13 protein-coding genes, 1 tRNA gene and 2 pseudogenes are annotated in these 19466 nt (G+C 69.4%); 9 read left to right on the top strand and 7 right to left on the bottom strand.

Annotation, left to right across the window (positions count from 1 at the left end; translation table 11 throughout):
• Positions 1 to 86: 86 nt before the first annotated feature.
• From IE247_RS35165 to IE247_RS32480, 6 genes and pseudogenes are all read left to right on the top strand, one after another.
• Positions 87 to 3678: pseudogene (locus tag IE247_RS35165) on the top strand (DUF6531 domain-containing protein); the annotation flags it as partial.
• Positions 3679 to 3690: 12 nt separating this feature from the next.
• Complete coding sequence (locus IE247_RS35160) at positions 3691 to 4158, top strand: DNA/RNA non-specific endonuclease (RefSeq protein ID WP_506005042.1); 468 nt, start codon at positions 3691 to 3693, stop codon at positions 4156 to 4158.
• A gap of 32 nt (positions 4159 to 4190) precedes the next feature.
• Positions 4191 to 5264 carry a hypothetical protein gene (locus IE247_RS32495; RefSeq protein WP_190126953.1) on the top strand — a complete coding sequence of 358 codons (1074 nt, stop codon included), beginning with the start codon at positions 4191 to 4193 and terminating at the stop codon, positions 5262 to 5264.
• A 520-nt stretch (positions 5265 to 5784) separates the two neighbouring features.
• Complete coding sequence (locus tag IE247_RS32490) at positions 5785 to 6666, top strand: IS5 family transposase (protein ID WP_190126962.1); 882 nt, start codon at positions 5785 to 5787, stop codon at positions 6664 to 6666.
• Between the two features lie 133 nt (positions 6667 to 6799).
• Positions 6800 to 7744 (top strand): erythromycin esterase family protein, encoded by a 945-nt coding sequence (locus IE247_RS32485; RefSeq protein ID WP_190126952.1) that lies wholly within the window; start codon positions 6800 to 6802, stop codon positions 7742 to 7744.
• 192 nt (positions 7745 to 7936) lie between these two features.
• On the top strand, positions 7937 to 8815 hold the full coding sequence (locus tag IE247_RS32480) for a hypothetical protein (protein ID WP_190126951.1): 879 nt from the start codon (positions 7937 to 7939) through the stop codon (positions 8813 to 8815).
• A gap of 477 nt (positions 8816 to 9292) precedes the next feature.
• Here the strand turns inward: IE247_RS32480 and IE247_RS32475 are convergent, their stop codons facing one another.
• Positions 9293 to 11365 carry a M4 family metallopeptidase gene (locus tag IE247_RS32475; RefSeq protein WP_190126950.1) on the bottom strand — a complete coding sequence of 691 codons (2073 nt, stop codon included), beginning with the start codon at positions 11363 to 11365 and terminating at the stop codon, positions 9293 to 9295.
• A 1211-nt stretch (positions 11366 to 12576) separates the two neighbouring features.
• On the opposite strand from IE247_RS32475, the gene IE247_RS34665 reads away from it, so the two are divergent.
• Complete coding sequence (locus IE247_RS34665; RefSeq protein WP_229869502.1) at positions 12577 to 12864, top strand: hypothetical protein; 288 nt, start codon at positions 12577 to 12579, stop codon at positions 12862 to 12864.
• Positions 12791 to 13165: pseudogene (locus tag IE247_RS34660) on the top strand (hypothetical protein); the annotation flags it as partial. The gene IE247_RS34665 and the pseudogene IE247_RS34660, both read left to right, overlap by 74 nt.
• A gap of 255 nt (positions 13166 to 13420) precedes the next feature.
• On the opposite strand, the gene IE247_RS32465 reads toward IE247_RS34660, so the two are convergent.
• Positions 13421 to 13497 (bottom strand) — tRNA-Pro (locus tag IE247_RS32465).
• A gap of 722 nt (positions 13498 to 14219) precedes the next feature.
• Between IE247_RS32465 and IE247_RS32460 the strand changes: the two genes are divergently transcribed.
• Positions 14220 to 15416, top strand: a complete 1197-nt coding sequence (locus tag IE247_RS32460; RefSeq protein WP_190126949.1) for an acyl-CoA dehydrogenase family protein — start codon at positions 14220 to 14222, stop codon at positions 15414 to 15416.
• A gap of 80 nt (positions 15417 to 15496) precedes the next feature.
• Here IE247_RS32460 and IE247_RS32455 read toward each other — a convergent pair whose 3' ends face one another.
• Genes IE247_RS32455 through IE247_RS32435 form a run of 5 tightly spaced genes read right to left on the bottom strand, consistent with a single transcriptional unit; the run spans position 15497 to position 19264 of the window.
• Positions 15497 to 16069, bottom strand: a complete 573-nt coding sequence (locus tag IE247_RS32455) for a GAF domain-containing protein (protein WP_190126948.1) — start codon at positions 16067 to 16069, stop codon at positions 15497 to 15499.
• Positions 16066 to 16728 carry a GTP-binding protein gene (locus IE247_RS32450; RefSeq protein ID WP_190126947.1) on the bottom strand — a complete coding sequence of 221 codons (663 nt, stop codon included), beginning with the start codon at positions 16726 to 16728 and terminating at the stop codon, positions 16066 to 16068. The genes IE247_RS32455 and IE247_RS32450 overlap by 4 nt, the downstream gene beginning before the upstream one ends.
• Positions 16706 to 17077 (bottom strand): DUF742 domain-containing protein, encoded by a 372-nt coding sequence (locus IE247_RS32445; RefSeq protein ID WP_190126946.1) that lies wholly within the window; start codon positions 17075 to 17077, stop codon positions 16706 to 16708. Before IE247_RS32445 ends, IE247_RS32450 begins: the two co-directional genes overlap by 23 nt.
• Positions 17078 to 17079: 2 nt before the next feature.
• Positions 17080 to 17514: a roadblock/LC7 domain-containing protein gene (locus IE247_RS32440; RefSeq protein ID WP_190126945.1), complete on the bottom strand. Its 435-nt coding sequence runs from the start codon at positions 17512 to 17514 to the stop codon at positions 17080 to 17082.
• 7 nt (positions 17515 to 17521) lie between these two features.
• Positions 17522 to 19264 carry a sensor histidine kinase gene (locus IE247_RS32435; protein ID WP_373305640.1) on the bottom strand — a complete coding sequence of 581 codons (1743 nt, stop codon included), beginning with the start codon at positions 19262 to 19264 and terminating at the stop codon, positions 17522 to 17524.
• Positions 19265 to 19466: the final 202 nt, after the last annotated feature.

The raw sequence follows: 19466 nt of genomic DNA, 5'->3' as shown, positions 1-19466 counted from the left end.
GGCTGGGAACCTCGCAGGAGTGTTCGATACGTCCGTGACATGCTGGCTGATCTTCATTCCGGCCGTGGCTGTACGGGGGCTTGCGCGTGGGTTACACGATGCCTGAGGGCGTCGACACCATGCTGGACATCGTCGGTGTGGGGTGGCCCAACGTCGACGAGGACGCCTACCGTGACATGGCGGACGCGCTGCGGGAGTTCGCCGAGGACGCCGACGGTGATGGCTATTCGGCTCATCAGCACGTCCAGCGGCTCCTCTCCAGCGGGCGGAGCGAGTCGCTGACCGCGCTGGACAGGCACTGGTCGAAAGTTCAGGGCAAGCACAAGGACCTGGCGTCCGCCGCGCGGATCGTCGCCGAGGCCTTGGACCGGGTCGCGGACATCATCGTGGCACGGAAGATCGCCGCGGTGGGTGAGCTCGCGGATCTGTGCGCGACGATCGGGATCACGCTCGCGTTCGCGCCGGTGACAGCCGGGCTGTCCGTGCTGCTGGCCGGCGGGAAGATCGCGGCGACGCGTATCGCGTTCAAGCGGATCCTCCAGGAGATGGCCGAGGCGGCCCTGTCGGAGATCGCCGCCACGCTTGCCCAGCCGGCGGTGGCAGCGCTGGAGACCATCGTGACCGACCTGGCGATCCAGACCGCGCTGGACGCCACCGGCACACCGGAGGGGCTGCGGCTCGCGTCCGCCGGCCAAGCGGGCGGCCCCGGACCCGGTGGCGGTCCGGACATCGACCACGACGAGCACAGCCGGGCCGGAACGAAGCTCGCGGGCGTGCAGATATCCATGCGGACCAAGACGGGCACCAAGCTGAGCAAGGCCAAGGGACACCACGGCCGGGCCAAGGGCAAGGACTCCCTGACCGCCGCCCTGGACACGACGATCGAGCAGGTGACGGGCAAACTCACCAAGGGCCTGAACGACCTCGGTGAGCACGTGGGCACCGCGCTGCCCAAGGCCATCGCCAAGAGTTCGGCCACGCACAAGGAGACTGATCGCGGTGTCCGCGACAGTGTCAAGAAGGTCAACCCCGGTGAGGGCAGAGACGGCGGCGGCAGCCGCGGCACGGGCGGGAGCGCCGGCCGGGGCGGCAATGGCGGCGATGCCCGTCTTCGGCCTGCTTCTCTCGACGGTGCCGCAGCGGACCCACGCCGCAACGCCATCTCGCTCGACAAGAAGACCTGCAAGAGCGACCCCATTGATGTCGCCACCGGGGAAATGACACTGCCGCAGACCGACCTGGCGCTCCCCGGCGTCCTCCCCCTCGTCCTGCGCCGCACCCACCTGTCGGAATACCGCTACGGCCGGTGGTTCGGACGCAGTTGGGCGTCCACACTCGACGAACGCATCGAGCCGGACCCGAAGGGGCAGGGTGCCGTCTGGGCTCGGGAGGACGGCTCCCTGCTCATCTATCCCCGTCTTCCGACGCCTGATGAGACAGGCGGTGTCCTGCCGGTGGAGGGGGCGCGCCTGCCGCTGTTCCACGGCGGGTACGAGGAGGATGCGACTGTTTACCGGATCACCGATCCGGCAAGCGGTCTGACACGGTCGTTCAGCGGTAGCCCCTACCGTTCCTCGTCCGCGTTCTGGCTGAGCGAACTCAGTGACCGCAACGACAACCAGGTGGTCTTCGCCCGGCGTTCCGACGGCGCGCCGACGGCTGTGCGGCACAGCGGCGGGTACACGGTCCAGTTGGCGGCAGACGCGTCCCGGGTGACCGAACTCGCGGTTCGCGCGCCTTCCGGGCCGGTCACCCTTCTCGCGTACGGCCATGACACGGCCGGGGATCTGACCAGTTTGACCGGCCCTGTTGGGCGGCCGATGTGTTTCACGTACGACGCGGACGGCCGCATCACGTCCTGGACCGACCGGAACCTGTCGACGTTCCAGTACGTGTACGACGCCGACGGCCGTGTCGTACGCACCGTGGGTCCCGACGGTTTCCTGTCTTCCGCGTTCACGTACGAGGTCCAGCCGGGAATCGTGGACCTGGGACGGCGAGGGGAACTGCCTCACCCACACCGACGCCCACGGCGGTGTGACGGAGTCCTCGTACGGGCCCTTCGACAAGCCGGTGACCCGCACGACCGCCGACGGAGCCCGCCATGAACTGCGCTACGACACCGAGCTGCGCCTCGTGCGGGTGACCAACCCGCTCGGGCAGGCCTGGGAGTACACGTACGACCGTACGGGCCGGCTCGCGGCCGAGACCGACTTCGACGGCCGGGAGACCCGCTACGCGTACGACGCCGCAGGCCGTCTGACATCGCGTGTCACTCCCCTGGGGCAGAACGTCACCTACGCATGGGACGCCATGAACCGGCTGATCGCCCAGGACACCGGCGGCTCAGTCACACGGTACTCGTACAACGCGGGTGGCCAGCTGATCGGGGCGGCGTCCCCCACCTCCACGCTGATCATGGAGCGGGACATGATGGGGCAGCTCGTCGCGGAGACCGTCGACGGCCGTACCAGCCGCTACACCTACGACCTGCTCGGCCGCCGCCTCTCCCGCACCACACCCACAGGCGCCGTCAGCAGACAGCGGTACAGCGCGGCCGGCGCCCGTGTCTCCCTCACCGCCGACGGACACACCCTGGCCTTCTCCCACGACGCCCTCGGCCGGGAGCTGACCCGCTCGTGGGGCGCACCCGGTGCACCGGTGGCTCTCACCACGGCCTGGGACACACGCGGCAGACCTGTTCGTCAGTCGCTGGCCGTCGGCGACAGCGTCCTGCACGCCCGGGACCACGGCTACCGGGCCGACAGCTACCCGGTCTCTCTGACGGAGTCGGCATCGGGTTCCCGCCGGGAGAAACACATCTCCCTGGATCCGCTCGGCCGCCCGCTGCGGATCACGGCTCCCGGCTGGCAGGAGAACTACACCTACGACCGGGCGGGAAACCAGACTTCAGCCGAGTGGCCCGAGGAGGGCGGCCACGCCGACGCCCGCGGCCACCGCGGCTACGACGGCGGCCGGCTCGTCTCAGCGGGATCGGTCCGCTACGAGTACGACGCAGCCGGACGGGTCGTCCTGCGGCGGCGCACCCGGCTGTCCCGCAAGCCCGATGTCTGGCGCTACGCGTACGACGCCGCGGACCGCCTCCTGTCGTGCACCACCCCCGACGGAACACTGTGGCGCTACACCTACGACCCGCTGGGGCGGCGTACGGCCAAGCACCGCATGGCCGCCGACCAGCAGGCCGTCGCCGAGACTGTGCGTTTCACCTGGGACGGTACACATCTGGCCGAGCAGTCGGACTCGGCCACCGAAACGGTTCTGACCTGGGAGTACGAAGGGCACCGGCCTCTGCTCCAGTACGAGCGCAGGGCGCTGGACCAAGGCGAGGTCGACGCCCGGTTCTTCGCCATCGTCTCCGACCTGGCCGGAACACCCACCGAACTCATATCCGGGGCGGGCGAAACGGTTTGGCGCAGTCGCTCCACCTGCTGGGGCACCACCGCCTGGAACACCGGAGCGACCGCCTACACACCGCTGCGCTTCCCCGGCCAGTACGCCGACCCCGAGACGGGCCTGCACTACAACTACTTCCGCCACTACGACCCCGACACCGCCCGCTACCTCAGCCCCGACCCACTGGGACTCTCCCCCGCGCCCAACCCCTCGACATACGTCCTCAACCCCTTCGCCTGGGCCGACCCGCTCGGACTGGCACCCAAACGCTGCCAGATGGACGCATACGGCGGCGGGGACAGCATCCGCTACGGCCGGCTCGACCACCTGGGCCGACCCACCGGCGTCTACGCACAGCTGCGCCCCGAGATGCTGCACACGGGCTCGGAAGCCGGCTCACTGCGCCCTCCGGGCTGGCGCGGGAACGGGACGGCCTTCAACGAGGCGCGCGGACACCTCCTCGCCGACCGGCTGGGAGGCGCGGGCAAGGGAAGACTGGCCTATCACAACCTGGTGACGCAGACCCAGAGTCCGACCAATTCACCCGACCAGCGGGACCAGGTCGAGCAGAAGATCTACGACGCGGTGAAGAAGGGCGAGACAGTCCAGTACAACATCAAACCCATTTACGAGGGCAATAATCCGGTCCCCATACGCCTTGAATTCACCGCCTTCGGCAATCGCGGATTCGTCTTCGCCCACAGGCTGGACAACCCCGCCGCCGGAATTCGAACAGCCGTGTAGCATCCGGTTGAACCGCCACAGAGAGGACCAGCGTGACCCGCACCACGCCCGAGCGGCCCGCCGACATCGAGGCCCAGTTCCCCGAACTCAGCCAGAACCGCCGCACGAGCACCCGCCTGCATCCTCGCCAGGGCTCCCCCACACCACACGAGAGTTCGGTGGCCGGCCCGTTCCTGTGGCCCGCGTCCGAACCCTGGCCGATGTGCACCGCCCCGCACAGCAAGGGCACGGGACACCTCCTGGCGGACGTGCGACGGGAACGCCGGATCCTCGACGCGGCATGGCGGCGTGATCCCCAGAACGGCCCGTCCGAGACCGAACTCGAAACTCTGGCCGGCTTCAAAGCAGGCGTACACGCCCCCAATGTCAGCGATGGGGACCCGATTCCGCTGCTGGCCGTGGCTCAGCTGTTCACCCGTGACATCCAGGATCTGGCCGGCCCTGAGGGGTATGACCTTCTTCAGGTCCTCTGGTGCCCGTTCGAGGCACACGGACCGGACCACACGATCGACGTGGTACTGAAATGGCGGCGCTCGACGAATGTCACGGACACTCTTCCGGGCAATCCCGAGCCTGTGGTCGTGGGCCGCAAGGAATGCGTACCGAATACATGCGTCCTCCATCCCGAGCGGATTGTGGAGCATGAATACGCGGGCCTGCTGAGCGAGGAACTGCAGGAGTCCATCGAGCTCTGGGAAGAGGAACTCCTGGACGCGGAGGAGGATTCCGCAAGCGTCGGCAGCTACAGCAGTTACGCGGAGTACGAGGCCGCCGCAGGCGGCGAAACCTCCGAGAGGGACGAGGTCACCTACCAGCACGACCTGTCCATTCCCCCGGGCTGGAAAACCGGCGGATTCGCCTCGTGGCACCTCACCGACCCCGCCCCGGTCACCTGCTCCTGCGGGACAGCCATGCGCCCCCTGCTGACCATCCACGACCGGGAATGGGACAACGGCACACTGAGCTGGGTACCACTCGAAGACCGGGACACCGCCCACACCCCGGGCGCGAACGTCCCGACCGGCGTATACCTCGGACGCGGACTCATGCAGATCTTCACCTGCCCGACCGACCCCACCCACCCCCACCGGCTCAACTTCCAGTAAGCCGACCTTCGACACAGCTCGTCAAGAGCGACGAGGGCCAGGTGGTGCATACCTGGAAGCACCTGTGGACTTCGACTCGCCGCGCCCAAGTGAGCACATTCGTGGGACGCTTCGGCTGAGGCTGGCGGGCAGAGTCGACGCGTGCGGGTCATCTCCGCTGATTCCAGACCCTCCGCAGTGCACTGCGGAGGGGCCACTACGCTGTGGCGTAAGAGGCGGAGCAGGCCCACGGCCCCCGCTTCGGATCGCGATCGGGTGCGGAGCAATACCTCCGGATCGCTCGTGCATCTCGCTCACCGCGCAGGTTACAAACCCTCCAGGGCTGATGACGGCCCGGATGCACTCCAGCGCCCGGCACCCGCCCTCTGGTTACAAGTCGTCATCAACCCTGGAGGGTTTGCAACAGGGGGCTGTCTGCGGTGATGGGGTGGAACCGCAGGGTCGTCATCAACCCTGGAGGGTTAGGGCCTGTCCGGCGGATCATGTGACTGGTTCCGTGACGGATCGTTGGCATATGGCCATGGGGCGGGGAGATCTGACGAACGAGGAGTGGGCACGGCTGAAGCCGCATCTGCCCATGCCAGGGCAGCGGGGCGGACGTTGGGAGAACCATCGCAGGGTCATCAACGGGATCCTCTTCCGGCTCCGGACCAGGGTGCCGTGGCGGGATCTGCCTGAACATTTCGGTCCGTGGAAGACGGTGCACGAGAGGCATCGGCGATGGTCGGCGAACGGCACCTGGGACAGGATCTTCGCGGCCGTCCTGGTCGGCGCTGATGCCGAGGGCCGTATCGACTGGTCGATGGTGAGCGTGGACTCGACGTCCTGCCGTGCCCATCAGCACGCAGCTGGCGCACGCAAGAGTCTGCCGAGGGTGCCGGGAAAACGGCGCACGCCCCGGCAACACCGTCCCGGCGAGGGACTCGGACGCTCCCGGGGCGGACTGACTTGCAAAATCCATCTCGCCGGTGAGGGCGGGCGCCGTCCGCTGTCCCTGCTGATCACGCCGGGCCAATGGGGCGATGCCCCGCAGTTCATCCCTGTGATGGAGGGCATCCGGGTCGGCCGCCAGGGCGGTGGACGGCCCCGGACGCGCCCCGACCATCTCGGTGGAGACAAGGCATACTCCTCTCGCCGAAACCGCCGCTACTTGCGGCGACGCCAGATCAAGCACACCATTCCCGAGCCGAAGGACCAGCGAGCCCGCCGCCAACGACGCGGCAGTCGAGGTGGCAGGCCTACGGGCTTCAGCAAGGCGATCTACAAGCGCAGAAACGAAGTCGAGAGGACGATCAACGCCTTGAAGAACTTCCGGGCCGTGGCCACGAGGTTCGACAAACGCGCCTACGTCTTCCACGGAGCCGTCACGGTGGTCGCGATACGCCTTTGGATACGCCCCTGAGCCACTACAGGCCGCTCCAGTGATGAGCGCGCCGACTCGACGTCACAGGCTCTTGACCTCAACCAAGCTTGAGATCAGACGATCCCCTGGAGTGGTCCGCAAGAAGCGGAGCTCGGGCATGAAGGGCAGGCCAATGGAGACAGTGACCGAATGGATCAAGAAGAACTCCCAGGTGCTCGTGAACATGAAGCCTGACGAGCCACTGGACGATCTGCGGCCGCTCGCCCCGCTGGTGCGGGACGCCAAGATCGTGGCGCTTGGAGCAGCTGCCCGACAGACACGCGAATTGTCGGACGTGGCGCATCGCATCGTGCGGCTGCTGGTGGAAGAAGAGGGGTTCCGCTCCCTTGCCCTGGAGGGCGACGACCCTGGGCGCCTCGGGCTGGACGTCTACGTCGCCACCGGCGATGGAGACCCCCGTGTACTGCTGGGAAAGGCACGGTCGTTCTGGCAGACCGCCGAGATCCTCGATCTCGTCCACTGGATGCGGTCCTACAACAAGCGTCACCCAGGCGACCCGGTACGTTTCGCGCAGTTCCCTGCTGAACCGGTGCGGCATACCACACGGCTCGATGGTCTGGCCGAACTGGAACGCACGCTGGCCGACGGTGTGAGCTGGTGGCAGCAGCTCACCGGCGACAAGGTCGTCTACTGGGGTGGCATGGCGCACACCGCCGTCGGCGCCCCTCGTACCGTGTCCCCCTCCGAGCCCCTGGAGTCGCACCAGAATATGGGTGGATACCTGCGTGAACGACTGGGACTGGACTACCGGTCCGTGGGCCTGACCATGGCGCATGGTTCGATCGGCCAGCCACTGCCCGCTCCACGCCCGGACTTCGTCGACAGCCTGCTCCATGCGGCCGCCGAGAACAGGGCGGGATACGTCCTGGATCTGGGCACATCGCAACCCGAGCCGATCCGCCGCCTCCTGGACGCCCCGACGCGCACACGGTTGATCGGCCCGTTCTACGACCCCGGGGATGATGCGGCCCACCACATGTCGGGCGGGTCACTCGCGAGCTGGTTCGACGTCGTCGTCCACACGCAAGAGGTGACACCGTCCCGGCCCTTGCCCTGAAGGCTGCCCGGCGGAGCATTCCGCAGACGCCGGCTCCGCCACGCAGATATGCACTGATCCGCCGGACAGGGCCTAGTCCCCTGGAACGAACGTATTTGACGTGCGGGAATCATCACCGGCGCTCCCGGGGGAACCAGCGGGGCGGGTCGTCCGTCCGACCGCCACGGACACGGAACTCCTGGAGGCGGACATATGCGCAAGGGTCTGGTCGGGACGCTGGCAACAGCGCTCGCGCTCACGGCGGCGGTCGCGGGATGCGGCGGCGGGGCCGGGACGGACGACGCGGGGCGGGGGCTGGTGATCGAAGGCACTCCCCCGGCGAAGCCGTACGACGGGCCGCTGGCCGTTCCGGTCAAGGAGACCAGCGACGGCGGAGAGGACGACCCCCGGCGGCTCCGGGACGCCTCCGGTGCCGCCGGGCGGGCCGTGGAGTGCGACGGGGAGATGTACGGCGGCGGGATCAGCGACCCCTGGAGCAAGGGGGACGGCGGATCGACCCCGGAGGAGGGCCTGAAGCTCTATTTAGACATCGAGCAGCCCGATGTCCCGAGGAGCGGCTACCGCGTGGAGCGCGAGGAAGGGGACCGGGTGCTGTACTCCTTCGATGTGAAGGGCGAGACCAAGGTCGCGGTGGTCGTCGCCGAGGACCGGCCGGGCTGGGGCCCGGAGACCAGCGCCTCCTGCGATCCGGCCGAGCTGCCGGCGAGCTACACCGACTCCAAGGAGTACGAGATCTGGACCGACGCCCGGGGCCGACGGGTGCCCGTCACCCGGATGAGCAGTTCGGCCGGGCCCGAGCACTGCGACTGGCAGTCGGCGCACTTCCTCCATCTCGGCGAGGGGCGGGAGAAGCGGATGTACGTCCGCGATCCCCGGGGGGTGTTCCCCCCGGAGGAGTTCTCCACACGGTACGACGGGGATGCCGTTCTGCCCCCCGAAGCCCGTGACACCGGCTACCGGCAGGGCGAGCGGGCCCTGTTCCGTACGCCGGACGCCTCGCGGGTGTACATCCGCACTCCGCGGGGCGTCGAGCTGTGGCCGGCGCCCAGGCAGGGGTTCGGCTGCGCCTGACTCCCGATTCTCGCCCCGGGCGGGCGTCCGGCGCCGCCCGGCACCCGCCCGGCGATGTCAGCGGATCCGGCCGGGCCGGGCCGCGGTGGCCTTGAGCGGATCCCGCAGCAGGTCGAAGTCGACCCGCCCACAGCACCTGCCTGCTGGCCAACCTCAGTCTCGCCTGCGTCTACGACGGCCAGGCCACCACCACCGCCCGGATGCTCGACTCCGCCCGCGACCTCGCCGGAACCCGCACCACCCCTCTGGTCGCCGCGATGCCCACCACGCATTCCGCACCGTCCGCACCGTCCTCGAACAGCTCGAACCCTCCTGAGCCCCGGCCCTTGCCTCACACGATCAGACGAACGACGAACATGGGGGCCGCGCCTGTTCCTGGCGCGGCTTGTGGCGTCGTCGCGGGCCTCCCGCTACTGCGGCCCGACCAGTGCCGGCGCGGAACCTGAGCCCGGGGCCATCGGGTCAGTGGATTACAGGTCAGAAGGTCAGCTTCCAGCTGTCGATGTACCCGGAGTAGTAGCCGCTGCCCCGGACCCGCAGCTTCCAGGTGCCGTTGGCGGTCTCGGCGGATGCGTCGACGCCGCTTGTGGAGATGCTGGGGCTGCCTTCGAGTGAGAAGCCATTGACGAGGGGATACGTACTGCCGTCCGGGGCCACCAGCTCCATCAGCTGGCCGGAGTCGACGACGTTCACATCGACGAGCAGGATATTGGGGGCCTTTCCGGGGACGCCGGTGACGGTGATCGGTGATTCGGCTGTCGAGGCGTCGGCGGGTAAGGGGTAGTTGGCGGTGTTCTCGAAGCTGGGCCCTACCGGTCGCGGCGAACCTCCCGGCCGGGTGCCGACGTTGACGGCACCCCATGCCTCCGCGACCTTGCGGTAGGTCTGTGAGGAGGCACCGTACAGGTCGGCCGCCGCCGCGAGGGTGGCGGCGCGCGCGCCGAGATAGTCGGTGCTGGAGGTCATGTGGACGGTGAGGGCGCGGTACCAGATCCGTTCGGCGGCGGCCCGGCCGATGGGGGTGACGGGCAGTCCGTCATGGGTCGGGCTGTCGTAGGCGACGCCGTTGACGGTCTTGGCACCGTCGCCCTCCGAGAGGAGATAGAACCAGTGCGTGGCCGGTCCGGCCATATAGACACCGTGCTGGCTCGAACTGATCCGGGGATGCCAGTAGTCCGTGCCCCTGATCTGTTTCGAGGGCCGGTCCATCTGGCGGTACCGGTGGTTGAGGCCGCCCTGGTCGACGTTCTCGCCGGTCAGATAGTCGCCGGGATCGCGGGGGTTGCCCGCGTGGAACTCCACGGCGGCGGCGAAGATGTCCCTGGTCGCCGCCGCGATCCCGCCGGACTCCCCGTAGTAGGAGAAGTTCGTGGTGGCGGCGACGAGTCCGGAGGCCATCCCGTGGGCCGCCATGTCGATGGAGGTGTACGGGGTGGTTCCGCTCTCGCCGTACACCAGGCAGAAACAGGAGTCGTACCAGTAGGCGCCACGGCTGTTGGTCTGGTGCACCTTGCTGGACGCGCCGTCGCCGTCGTTCCGTACGCCGTAGCGCTGATGCACCTCGGCGAAGTAGTCCCAGGTCACCTGGGCCCCATAGGCGGCGTCGACCGCGTCGGTCTGCCGGTTCGCCGAGGTGCCGTCGCCCCAGACGTTGTCGGTGTCGGTGACGAGCCGGCCGCCGTTGCCCTGGCCGCTTTGGTCGTTCATGAGATCGTACGTCCGGTGTCCGCCCCGGGCGTTGTCGGTCAGGGTGTACAGGGAGCCGTAGCGGGAGGTCCCCAGCTCGACCCGGCCGCTGTGGCGGCTGTGCCCGACGCCCCTGCCCTCGACCCGCCCGGCCTTGGCGGGCTCGGCCCCGGTGTTGCGCGGGGCCCCGGTACCAATGGCGTTCACCACCGCCTCGCGGCGGTTCAGCTCGGCACCGGTGGTCGCGTCGGTGACGACATCGAGTTCACTGGGCATGCCGTCGGCCTGGGTCCCCTTGACGACGGTCTCCCAGGCCAGCACGGGCCGCCCGTCCCCTGCCGCCCAGACGACCTTGCGCGGTGCCCGCCCGACCACCGCGCCCTCGGTGCCCGCCGCCTCGGCAGCCCGCACCGAGAACGCACCGGCTGAGCCCGCGTTCCGGACCGGCTTGGTGCCGGGCACGGCGATCCGGTCCTTGCTCGCCCTGGTCACACCCTTCATCCGCCCGGACGGAGCGGTGTGCACGACCAGATCGCCGCCCAGGACGGGTAACCCGTCGTAGGTCCGCTCGTACCGGGTGTGCAGGGTGCCGTCCATGTCCTTGAGCACGCTCCGGGCCACGAGCCGCTCCTTGACCCCCAGCCCGAGCCGGTTCGCGGTCCCTTCGCGGGCGGCGGTGGCGTCCGCGAGGAGCCGAGCCTGCTCGGCCGGACTGATGTACGAGGGCAGCGCACCCGACCGGGGCACCACCTCGGCCGCCCTGGGTGCGGCCCCCGCGACGCCCGGCGGCAGGACCACCGCGAACAGGGCTAATCCGGTGATCATCGCTGCGGCGGCTGATGCTCTGCGAGGGAGTGGCGTCATCTCAACTCCTATGCGTCAACGGTCTGTCACGGCCCCGGCCGTCCCGTCGGAGAGGTGCACCGACGGCGCATCGCCCGGCGTCTGTACGACCCCCGGCCGGGCACACGGGTATCCGCACGGAACACGTCCGGCGCACCGTTGCCAGAGGCTATGGGGAATTCTGGCCCCCCAAGATGCCCATGTGGCAGAAGGAGTAGGTGAATTGGCCATAACTCACCAGTCCCCTCACCGTCCCCGATCACAACGCGCCGGTCCGGGGACCGTTACAACCCCCTCGGTCCCGATTACCGACGCGTTAATTACGCGGAAATAGGCTGCGGACCCGACGAAAAGCCGCCGCCGGGGCGGCGCGATGCGGCGGCCGGGAGCGGTTGGCGGATGAGATCTCGATCCCACCGAGCTCTTCGAAATCCACGCCCCGCTCTACAGCCATGTCCAGGGCCTGGCTGCGCACAGAGCATCCACTGCTCGTCATCCCCCTGGAGCATTCGCAACAACTCGGCCGTCTGCAGTGGGAGAGCACTGCCCGCAGGAGCAAGATCCGGACCGCTCCCGGGCCAAGCCCTTGCCTCAAACCCTCGCCCCTTACATCTGCGCAGGTCACCAGCCCGCCACATCTGTACCACCAGCAGACAAAAAACCTGTTGGCAACTTCCAGCACTGTGCAGTGAATCGGCTTCCTACTGGCGCTCGGAACCAGAGGTCCAGGGCGGACTGCCACTCCACTTGAACAGGGCTTCACCATCTCACAGGCACCAAGGACGTCAGCTTCCGGAATGGCCATCTGCCCCACATCCGTTTGACATTGGCCTCCCTGGCGTATGCGGGTGGCTTTACAGCAGGTGATCCCCGGTTTCTATAACTGGGGATCTTTCGGAGATTTGAAGGGTGAACCACCCGCACACACACCCTTCGCCCACCCCGTCCAGTGCCCCTCGCCCGGCCCTCTTCTCGGGACTTCACGACTTCCCGTTCGACTCCATCCGGCACATCTTCCGGCACCGAGCCGGAAGGGCCGCTGTCCGGTACCTGGTACTCGACCGGGGAACTCGCCCGCCTCCTGCGCGTCGACCCCTCCGGCGCTGGCGCACCGCGCATCCCCGGCAAGGTCCCCCGTACGTCCCGGTGAGTGGGCGTGTCGTCTTCTGCAGCGCCCGCGATGTGGAGACCTGGCTCGCCGAGCGCCGTGTCACGCCGGGGGCGGCGGTCTGATGCCCCATATCGAGGCTGTTCCGCTCGGTGTGCGGGCGGCCGGCGACATCGAGCACCGCCCCGACCGCGCCTCGCCCTACCGTGCGCGCGTTCGCTGGTTCGACCCCGTCTCCAGGTGCCGCAGGTCCCTCTCCGAGGGCAAGGACACGCACGACGAGGCCGAGGACTGGATCTCCGGGATCCTCAAGGCCGTGGAGGCCGGGATCGCGCCGGATGTGGCCACCATGTCGCCGGCCGAGTACGGCACCGCCACCATGGACCTGGCCCTGCGCGGCCTGGAGCTGTAAAGACGCTCGATCCGCATCTCGCAGGCTGGCGCCGCCGGGTAGTCCCCGCGCTCGGGCACTTCCCCGTCCGCATGATCACCAATGGAGCTGTCGACCGCACCGTCTCGCCCAGGCACTCGTGGACCGCTCCCACGAAAACTACCGGGGATGGGGCGAGGTCGTCGTCTTCGCCGCCGTCCTGCGCGACGCCACCCGCTGGGACGAAGTCGTCCTCTCGCTCGGCCTCGAACACCTACGACGGCACGACCTCCGCCACACCGGACTCACCTGGTTCGCCGACGCCGGAGGCCCCGCCCACGTCCTGCGCAAGATCGCCGGACACGGCTCCCTGCTCACCACCCAGCGCTACCTCCACCCCGACACGCCCCGCCCCAGATCACCAATGCCGGGACAGCCCTCACCGCCCACCTCAACCCCGTCCGCGCGCCCCTCAGCCCCGCCGTCCAGCCCCTCCCCGGAAGACGTCGCCAGACCGCGTGGTCCCCAACTGGTCCCCAGGAACGACGGAAAGGCGGTACCGGATTTCTCCGATACCGCCTCCGACCTGCGAAAACGCTGGTCGGGACGACAGGATTTGAACCTGCGACCCCTTGACCCCCAGTCAAGTGCGCTACCAAGCTGCGCCACGTCCCGGTGCCCGTCTGACCTGGGGTTTCCCCTGGCTGAACGCGCATGAGAACAATACCGCACTCGGAGCGGTGGTCACGAACCACCGAACCGGGCGGGCGGGAGGCACTCACGGCCGATCCGAGACAAGGCATGCGTTCCCGACACTCGGGGGCGGGGGGTCGAGGGGGATCGGAGGGTGGTGCGGGAGCTTTTTATGGGTGTTCTGGCGTGCCCGGCGTGAAAACGGCTCACGAGAGAGGTGCCGCACGCCCTGGAACATGACGGGAGGACCCCCGGCACTCCCCGGCACTCACCCGCATACTGGGGCAAAATCATGGTGACCTCGCCCTCGGGGACGGGGGCGCGCGGCCAGAAGCACGCCTTCTCGCGCGCTGCTCGCAACCTGTCCTGTTGCGCACGCTGACGGATGCCCCAGTGCGCTGGTACGGCTGGTTCTGTACTCCGGGCGTGCCACCCGGATGCACCCGCTTCCGGCCAGGTCTATGCCGTATCGGTTCTTCAGATGGTGCCGGATGCCGTAACTGTGTACGCCTGAGACGGCTCGCCGTCGCCCGATGCCCATGCACCAGGAATCCATTGCCGTTGGCATGTGGCACACATCCGTGCGGAGGGAATGCCGTACGGCAGAACCGAGGTGGTCGGCCTCTTGGTACGGGGGACCACTGTCGATGCACCACCTGCTCGAACAATCGCCCGAGCAGGCGTTTCGCAGAGGGAGGCTCGTGATGGACGGGTACTTCACCAATCCGCTTCACCATCGGCTGCGCGGCCGGGTCAGAGAGTTCGCCGAGAGGGAGGTGCGCCCGAGGATCCCCGCGATGGAGGCTTCCCGCACGGCGCACCGCGAGCTGTCGCGGCTGATAGCCCGGCAGGGCTGGCTGGGCGCGACGATCAGCCGTGACCACGGGGGCATGGGCGCGGGCCATCTGGCCAAGACGATCATCATCGAGGAGCTGTCCCGGGTCAGCGGGGCGATGGGCGCGATGGTGCAGGCGTCCCAGTTGGGCGCGGCCAAGATCGTCCACTTCGGGAACGAGGAGCAGAAGAAGAGCTGGCTCCCGCTGATCTCCGCGGGCGACTGCCTGCCGACGATCGCCGTCACGGAGGCGGAGTCGGGGGGCCATGTGCTGGGCATGGCGGCGACCGCCGTACGGGACGGCGACGAGTACATCCTCAATGGACGGAAGGTGTACGTGGGCAACAGTCACGTCGGCGACCTGCACGGGGTGGTCGTCAGGACGGGCCCCGGGTCGGGAGGGCTGACCGCGTTCCTGGTCGAGTCCGACCGGCCCGGATTCAGCACCGGGGAGCAGCTCCCGGCCATGGGGCTGCACGGTTTCAGCTTCGGTGAGCTGTTCTTCCGGGACTGCCGGGTGCCGGTCCGCAATCGGCTGGGCGCGGAGGGTGACGGGCTCGCCGTGGCGTACTCCTCCAGCGTGCTGTACGGGCGGGCGAATCTCACAGCGGTGTCGCTCGGGATCCATCAGGCGATCCTCGACGAGACCACCAGGTTCTGCGCCCAGCGGCATCGCTATGGAAAGCCGCTGCACGATCTGCCCTCCATCAAGCTGAAGCTGGGCAAGCTCCAGTCGAGCCTGATGACCGCGCGTCTCGCCGCGTACCACGCCGTGCACCTCCTCGACCAGGGGCTGCCGTGTGACGCGGAGCTGATGAACGCCAAGCTGATCAATGTGGAATCGGCGATCGACTCGGCGCGCAGCGCCATGGAGATACACGCGGCCGCCGGTCTCTTCACCGACCGGCCGATCGAGCGCTATCTGCGTGACGCCCTGCACATGTTCGCCCCGGCGGGCACCTCGGACGTACAGCTGCTGCGTCTCGCGGAGGTCGCGCTCGACACGGTGAAGGGCCAGTGGTCCCAGCGGCTGTCCGAGACAGTACGGCTGGAACCGGCGGTCTGAGCGGGTGGGCCGATCTGGAGAGGTGGCGTCCCCGGGAGAGCTGGAGGAACCCCCGGGGGAGCCGCGTGGCGGGCGGGCGCTCAGATCGCGCCGTCCTCACGGCGGTGGATCTGCTCGATCAGCTCCGCGGCCAGCGCCTTGATCGTCTCCAGTCCGGCCCGGCCCCAGGGCCTCGGCTCGGTGTCGACGACGCAGATCGTGCCGAGCGCGATCCCGGTACGGTCGATCAGCGGCGCGCCGAGGTAGGAGCGGATGCCGATCTCGTCGACGACCGGGTTCCCGGCGAATCTCGGGTAGTCGCAGACGTCCTCCAGCACCAGGGCCTTCCGCCGTACCACCACATGGGGGCAGTAGCCGTGGTCACGGGCCATGAACCGGCTGACCTCGCTGCCCGCCGCGGCGGCGGCCGACAGATCGGCGCCGTTGTGCTCGCCGGAGGGCGTGTGCAGCCCGGCGAAGTACTGCCGGTTCTCGTCGATGAAGTTGACCATGGAGTAGGGGGCGCCGGTCACCGCCGCGAGATGGTCCGCGAACTGGTCGAAGGCGGGGTCCGGGCGGTCGCCGAAGCCGAGCTGACGCAGCCGTCGCACCCGCACCGGCGCTTCCCGGTCGATGGGGGTGAGAAGCAGATGGCCGGTGGGGTGGTAGGTCATGTCGGAGCTCCAAAGCTCGGGGCCGGGGCAGAGGTGGGGGCGGGAGCGGGGGCGGGGGCGGCGGGGGCGATGGTGGTGAGAAGGAGGTGCTGGACGAGCGTGACCAGGGTCCCGATGCCGGAGCTGGCGATCCGCGCGTCGCACATCACGACGGGGACATGGGGTCCCAGATCGAGCGCCGCGCGCACTTCGTCGGGTTCGTAGCGGTACGCGCCGTCGAACTCGTTGACGGCCACGACGAATCCGATGCCCCGCCCCTCGAAGAAGTCCACGGCGGAGAAGGAGTCCTGGAGCCGGCGGGTGTCGGCGAGGACGACCGCCCCGAACGCCCCGCTGGACAGCTCGTCCCACATGAACCAGAAGCGTTCCTGGCCGGGCGTCCCGAAGAGGTAGAGCACATGGCGCTCGTCGAGGGTGATCCGGCCGAAGTCCATCGCGACGGTGGTGGTGGACTTCGACTCGACGCCGTAGAGGGGGTCCGTCGCCATGCCGACCTGGGTCAGCAGTTCCTCCGTGCTGAGCGGTTCGATCTCGCTGACCGCGCCCACGAAGGTGGTCTTGCCCACCCCGAAGCCTCCCGCGACCAGGATCTTCAGGGCGGTGGGGAAGGCGTCGTACGGCATGGAGCCGTCGACTTCAGAGCCGTCGTCGTAGGCCATCGAGCACTGCCTCCAGCAAGGAACGGTCGGTCGGGGGGTGGTGACGGCGGGGGGCCCGGGCGGTGACGGCGCCGCACTCCACGAGGTCGGAGAGCAGCACCTTGGTCACGGCGGCGGGGAGCCCCAGATGGGCGGAGATCTCGGCGACCGAGATCGGGCCGCCGCACAGGCCGAGCGCCAGCGCGTGCTCGGGGCCGAGATTCTCCCGGGGGGCGGCCCCGGTGGCCATCACCAGGGAGAGCAGATCCAGTTCGGCCGTGGGCCGGGTGCGCCCGCCGCTCACCGTGTACGGCCGGACGAGCCGGCCCGCCGCGTCGTCCAGCAGCGGCCCGTCCGGCGGGAAGGGCACGGTCAGCGACCCGCAATGCTCGGCGCCCCGCTCGACTGTCTGGCCGGGGTGGTCAGGTACGGCCGTACGCTCTTCACGAGCATCGCCATCTCGTAGCCGAGTACGGCGGCGTCCGCCTCCCGGCCCGCGAGGACGGCCAGGCAGGTGCCGGAGCCCGCGGTGGAGACGAACAGCAGGGTGGAGTCGAGTTCCACGACCACCTGGCGCACCTCGCCGCCGTCCCCGAAGCGCGCTCCGGCGCTGCGGCCCAGGGAGTACAGGCCGGAGGCGAGCGCCGCCAGATGGTCGGCACTGTCGGGGTCCAGCCCGTGGACGGATTTCACCAGGCCGTCGGAGGAGAGCAGTACCGCGTTGCGGGTGTACGGCACGCGCTGGACCAGACCGCTGAGCAGCCAGTCGAGGTCCGAGGCTTGGCCGTTCGGCGCATCACTCGCCATGGTGCATCTACTCCTTGGAGGTGTTGTCTTGGCGCTGTGGTTCGGAATGTCGGGCCCGGGCGTTCGCCGGGGCCGGCTCCGGCTCCGATTCCGGGGCGGGTGCGGTGCCCGCGCCCCGAGGCGCTGTCGCCTCGGCGAGTTCGATGCCTCGCTGGAAGGCCGCCATCAGTCCGGGGTCGGCGATGGCGTGGTCGTCGTCCTTGCGGATCGGCGGACCCATTCTGAGCTGCGGAGCTATGTGCTCCTGGCTGCGCCGCCTGGGGAGTTGGGGGCGGCCCAGGCTCTCTTGTACGACTCCGATGGGCACGACCGGCAGGCTGGGCCGTTCGGTGGCGGGTCGGGCCGGGGGCCGTGACCGCGGATGGGCGCCGGGGCGCGCGGCGGCCGGGTTGGGGCGGTCGACGTGCTCGGCCCGCACGGGCAGCGGGGCGAGGGTCCTGGGGGTGCTGTGCACCGGTGAGGGCTGGGGCCGCTCGGGCGGCCGGGGGCCGGACTGCGGCCGGGGCCCGGGGTGGGCGGCGGGCGGCTCGGGCGCGGCGGCCGGCCGGTGGTGGGGGTGGGGGTGGGGGTGCTCCGGGGGTGCCGCGGTGCGGGCGGTGAGGGCGGGCCGGGCCCGGTCGTGGCCCACGGTGTCGCCGGAGGAGGTGGTGTCGATGTGCTGGAGCCCTCCCGGCTCGGCTCCGAGCAGCCCTTGCGGCACGACGAGGATGGCCTGGATGCCGCCGTAGATGTTGGACTGGAGGCGGACCGCGATCCCGTGTCTGCGGGCCAGGGCGGAGACGACGAAGAGGCCGATGCGCCCGTCCTGGAGCAGCCGGGCGACATTCACCTGATCGGGGTCGGCCAGGAGTGCGTTCATCCGGTTCTGTTCGTCCATGGGCATGCCGAGGCCCCGGTCCTCGACCTCGACGGCGATGCCCGCCGTCACATGCTGGGCGCGGAGCAGTACCTGGGTGTGGGGGGCGGAGAAGGCGGAGGCGTTCTCGACCAGCTCGGCGAGGAGGTGGATCACATCGGCGACGGCGTGCCCGCGCAGGGTGCCGTCGATCGGGGGGACCAGCTTGACCCGGGGGTACTGCTCGACCTCGGCGATCGCGGAGCGGAGCACCTCGGTCATGGTGACCGGGTTGGACCACTGGCGGCGGGAGATCGCGCCGCCGAGCACGGCGAGGTTCTCCGCGTGGCGGCGGATGCGGGTGGCGAGGTGGTCGACATGGAAGAGGCCCTTGAGCAGCTCGGGGTCCTCCACCTCGTTCTCCAGCTCGTCGAGGAGCTGGATCTCCCGCTGGACCAGCGACTGGAGCCGCCGGGCCAGATTGACGAAGACCTCCAGCTTCTGTTCGTTGCCGACGCTGCTGGAGAGCTTGGACGCCTGCACCACGGAGGCCACGGCGGTCTCGTGCGAGCGGCTCAGCCCCAGCGCGAGCTGATCCAGTTCGTCCGCGTTCGGGGGTGGCTGCGGCAGGGGGCGGGAGGGGGGCGGTCCGTCTCCGCGACGGAGCCGTTCGACCACGGTGCGCAGGTCCGCCTGGCGGCGGTCGGTGGAGCGGCGCAGCGAGGAGAGGCGGTGCAGCAGTGAGGAGGCCATGCGGTCGGCGCCCAGGGCGGCCGCCGCGACGGCGGCCATGGCGAGGGCGGCGGTGGCGGTGAGCACGGCCCACAGCGCCGCGGAGGGCGGGGGCGCTGTGCTCCGTACGGTGAAGGTGACGGCGGTCGCGCCGCTCAGCGCGGCGACGAGTGCGGGGAGCACCGCCGTGCGGAGCAGGCGTGGGCGAATGCGGTTTTCCGGTGTGGGCGGCAGGGGACGCGGTCTGTCCGCCGAGGGGGCGGGGCGGGTGTCTGACCGGCCGTGGCGCCCGCCCTCACGGCGGTCCGGCCGCGTGGCGGGTGCGCGTAAAGGAGACATCTGCGTCCTTGGTACGTGGGGGTCCCAGGGTTCGGCATGCGTACTC

The sequence above is a fragment of the Streptomyces inusitatus genome (genome assembly GCF_014651115.1).
GTDB classification, from domain to species: domain Bacteria; phylum Actinomycetota; class Actinomycetes; order Streptomycetales; family Streptomycetaceae; genus Streptomyces; species Streptomyces amakusaensis.
Note: the sequence above shows the minus strand (reverse complement) of the source record. Positions and strands in the feature narration are given on the sequence as shown.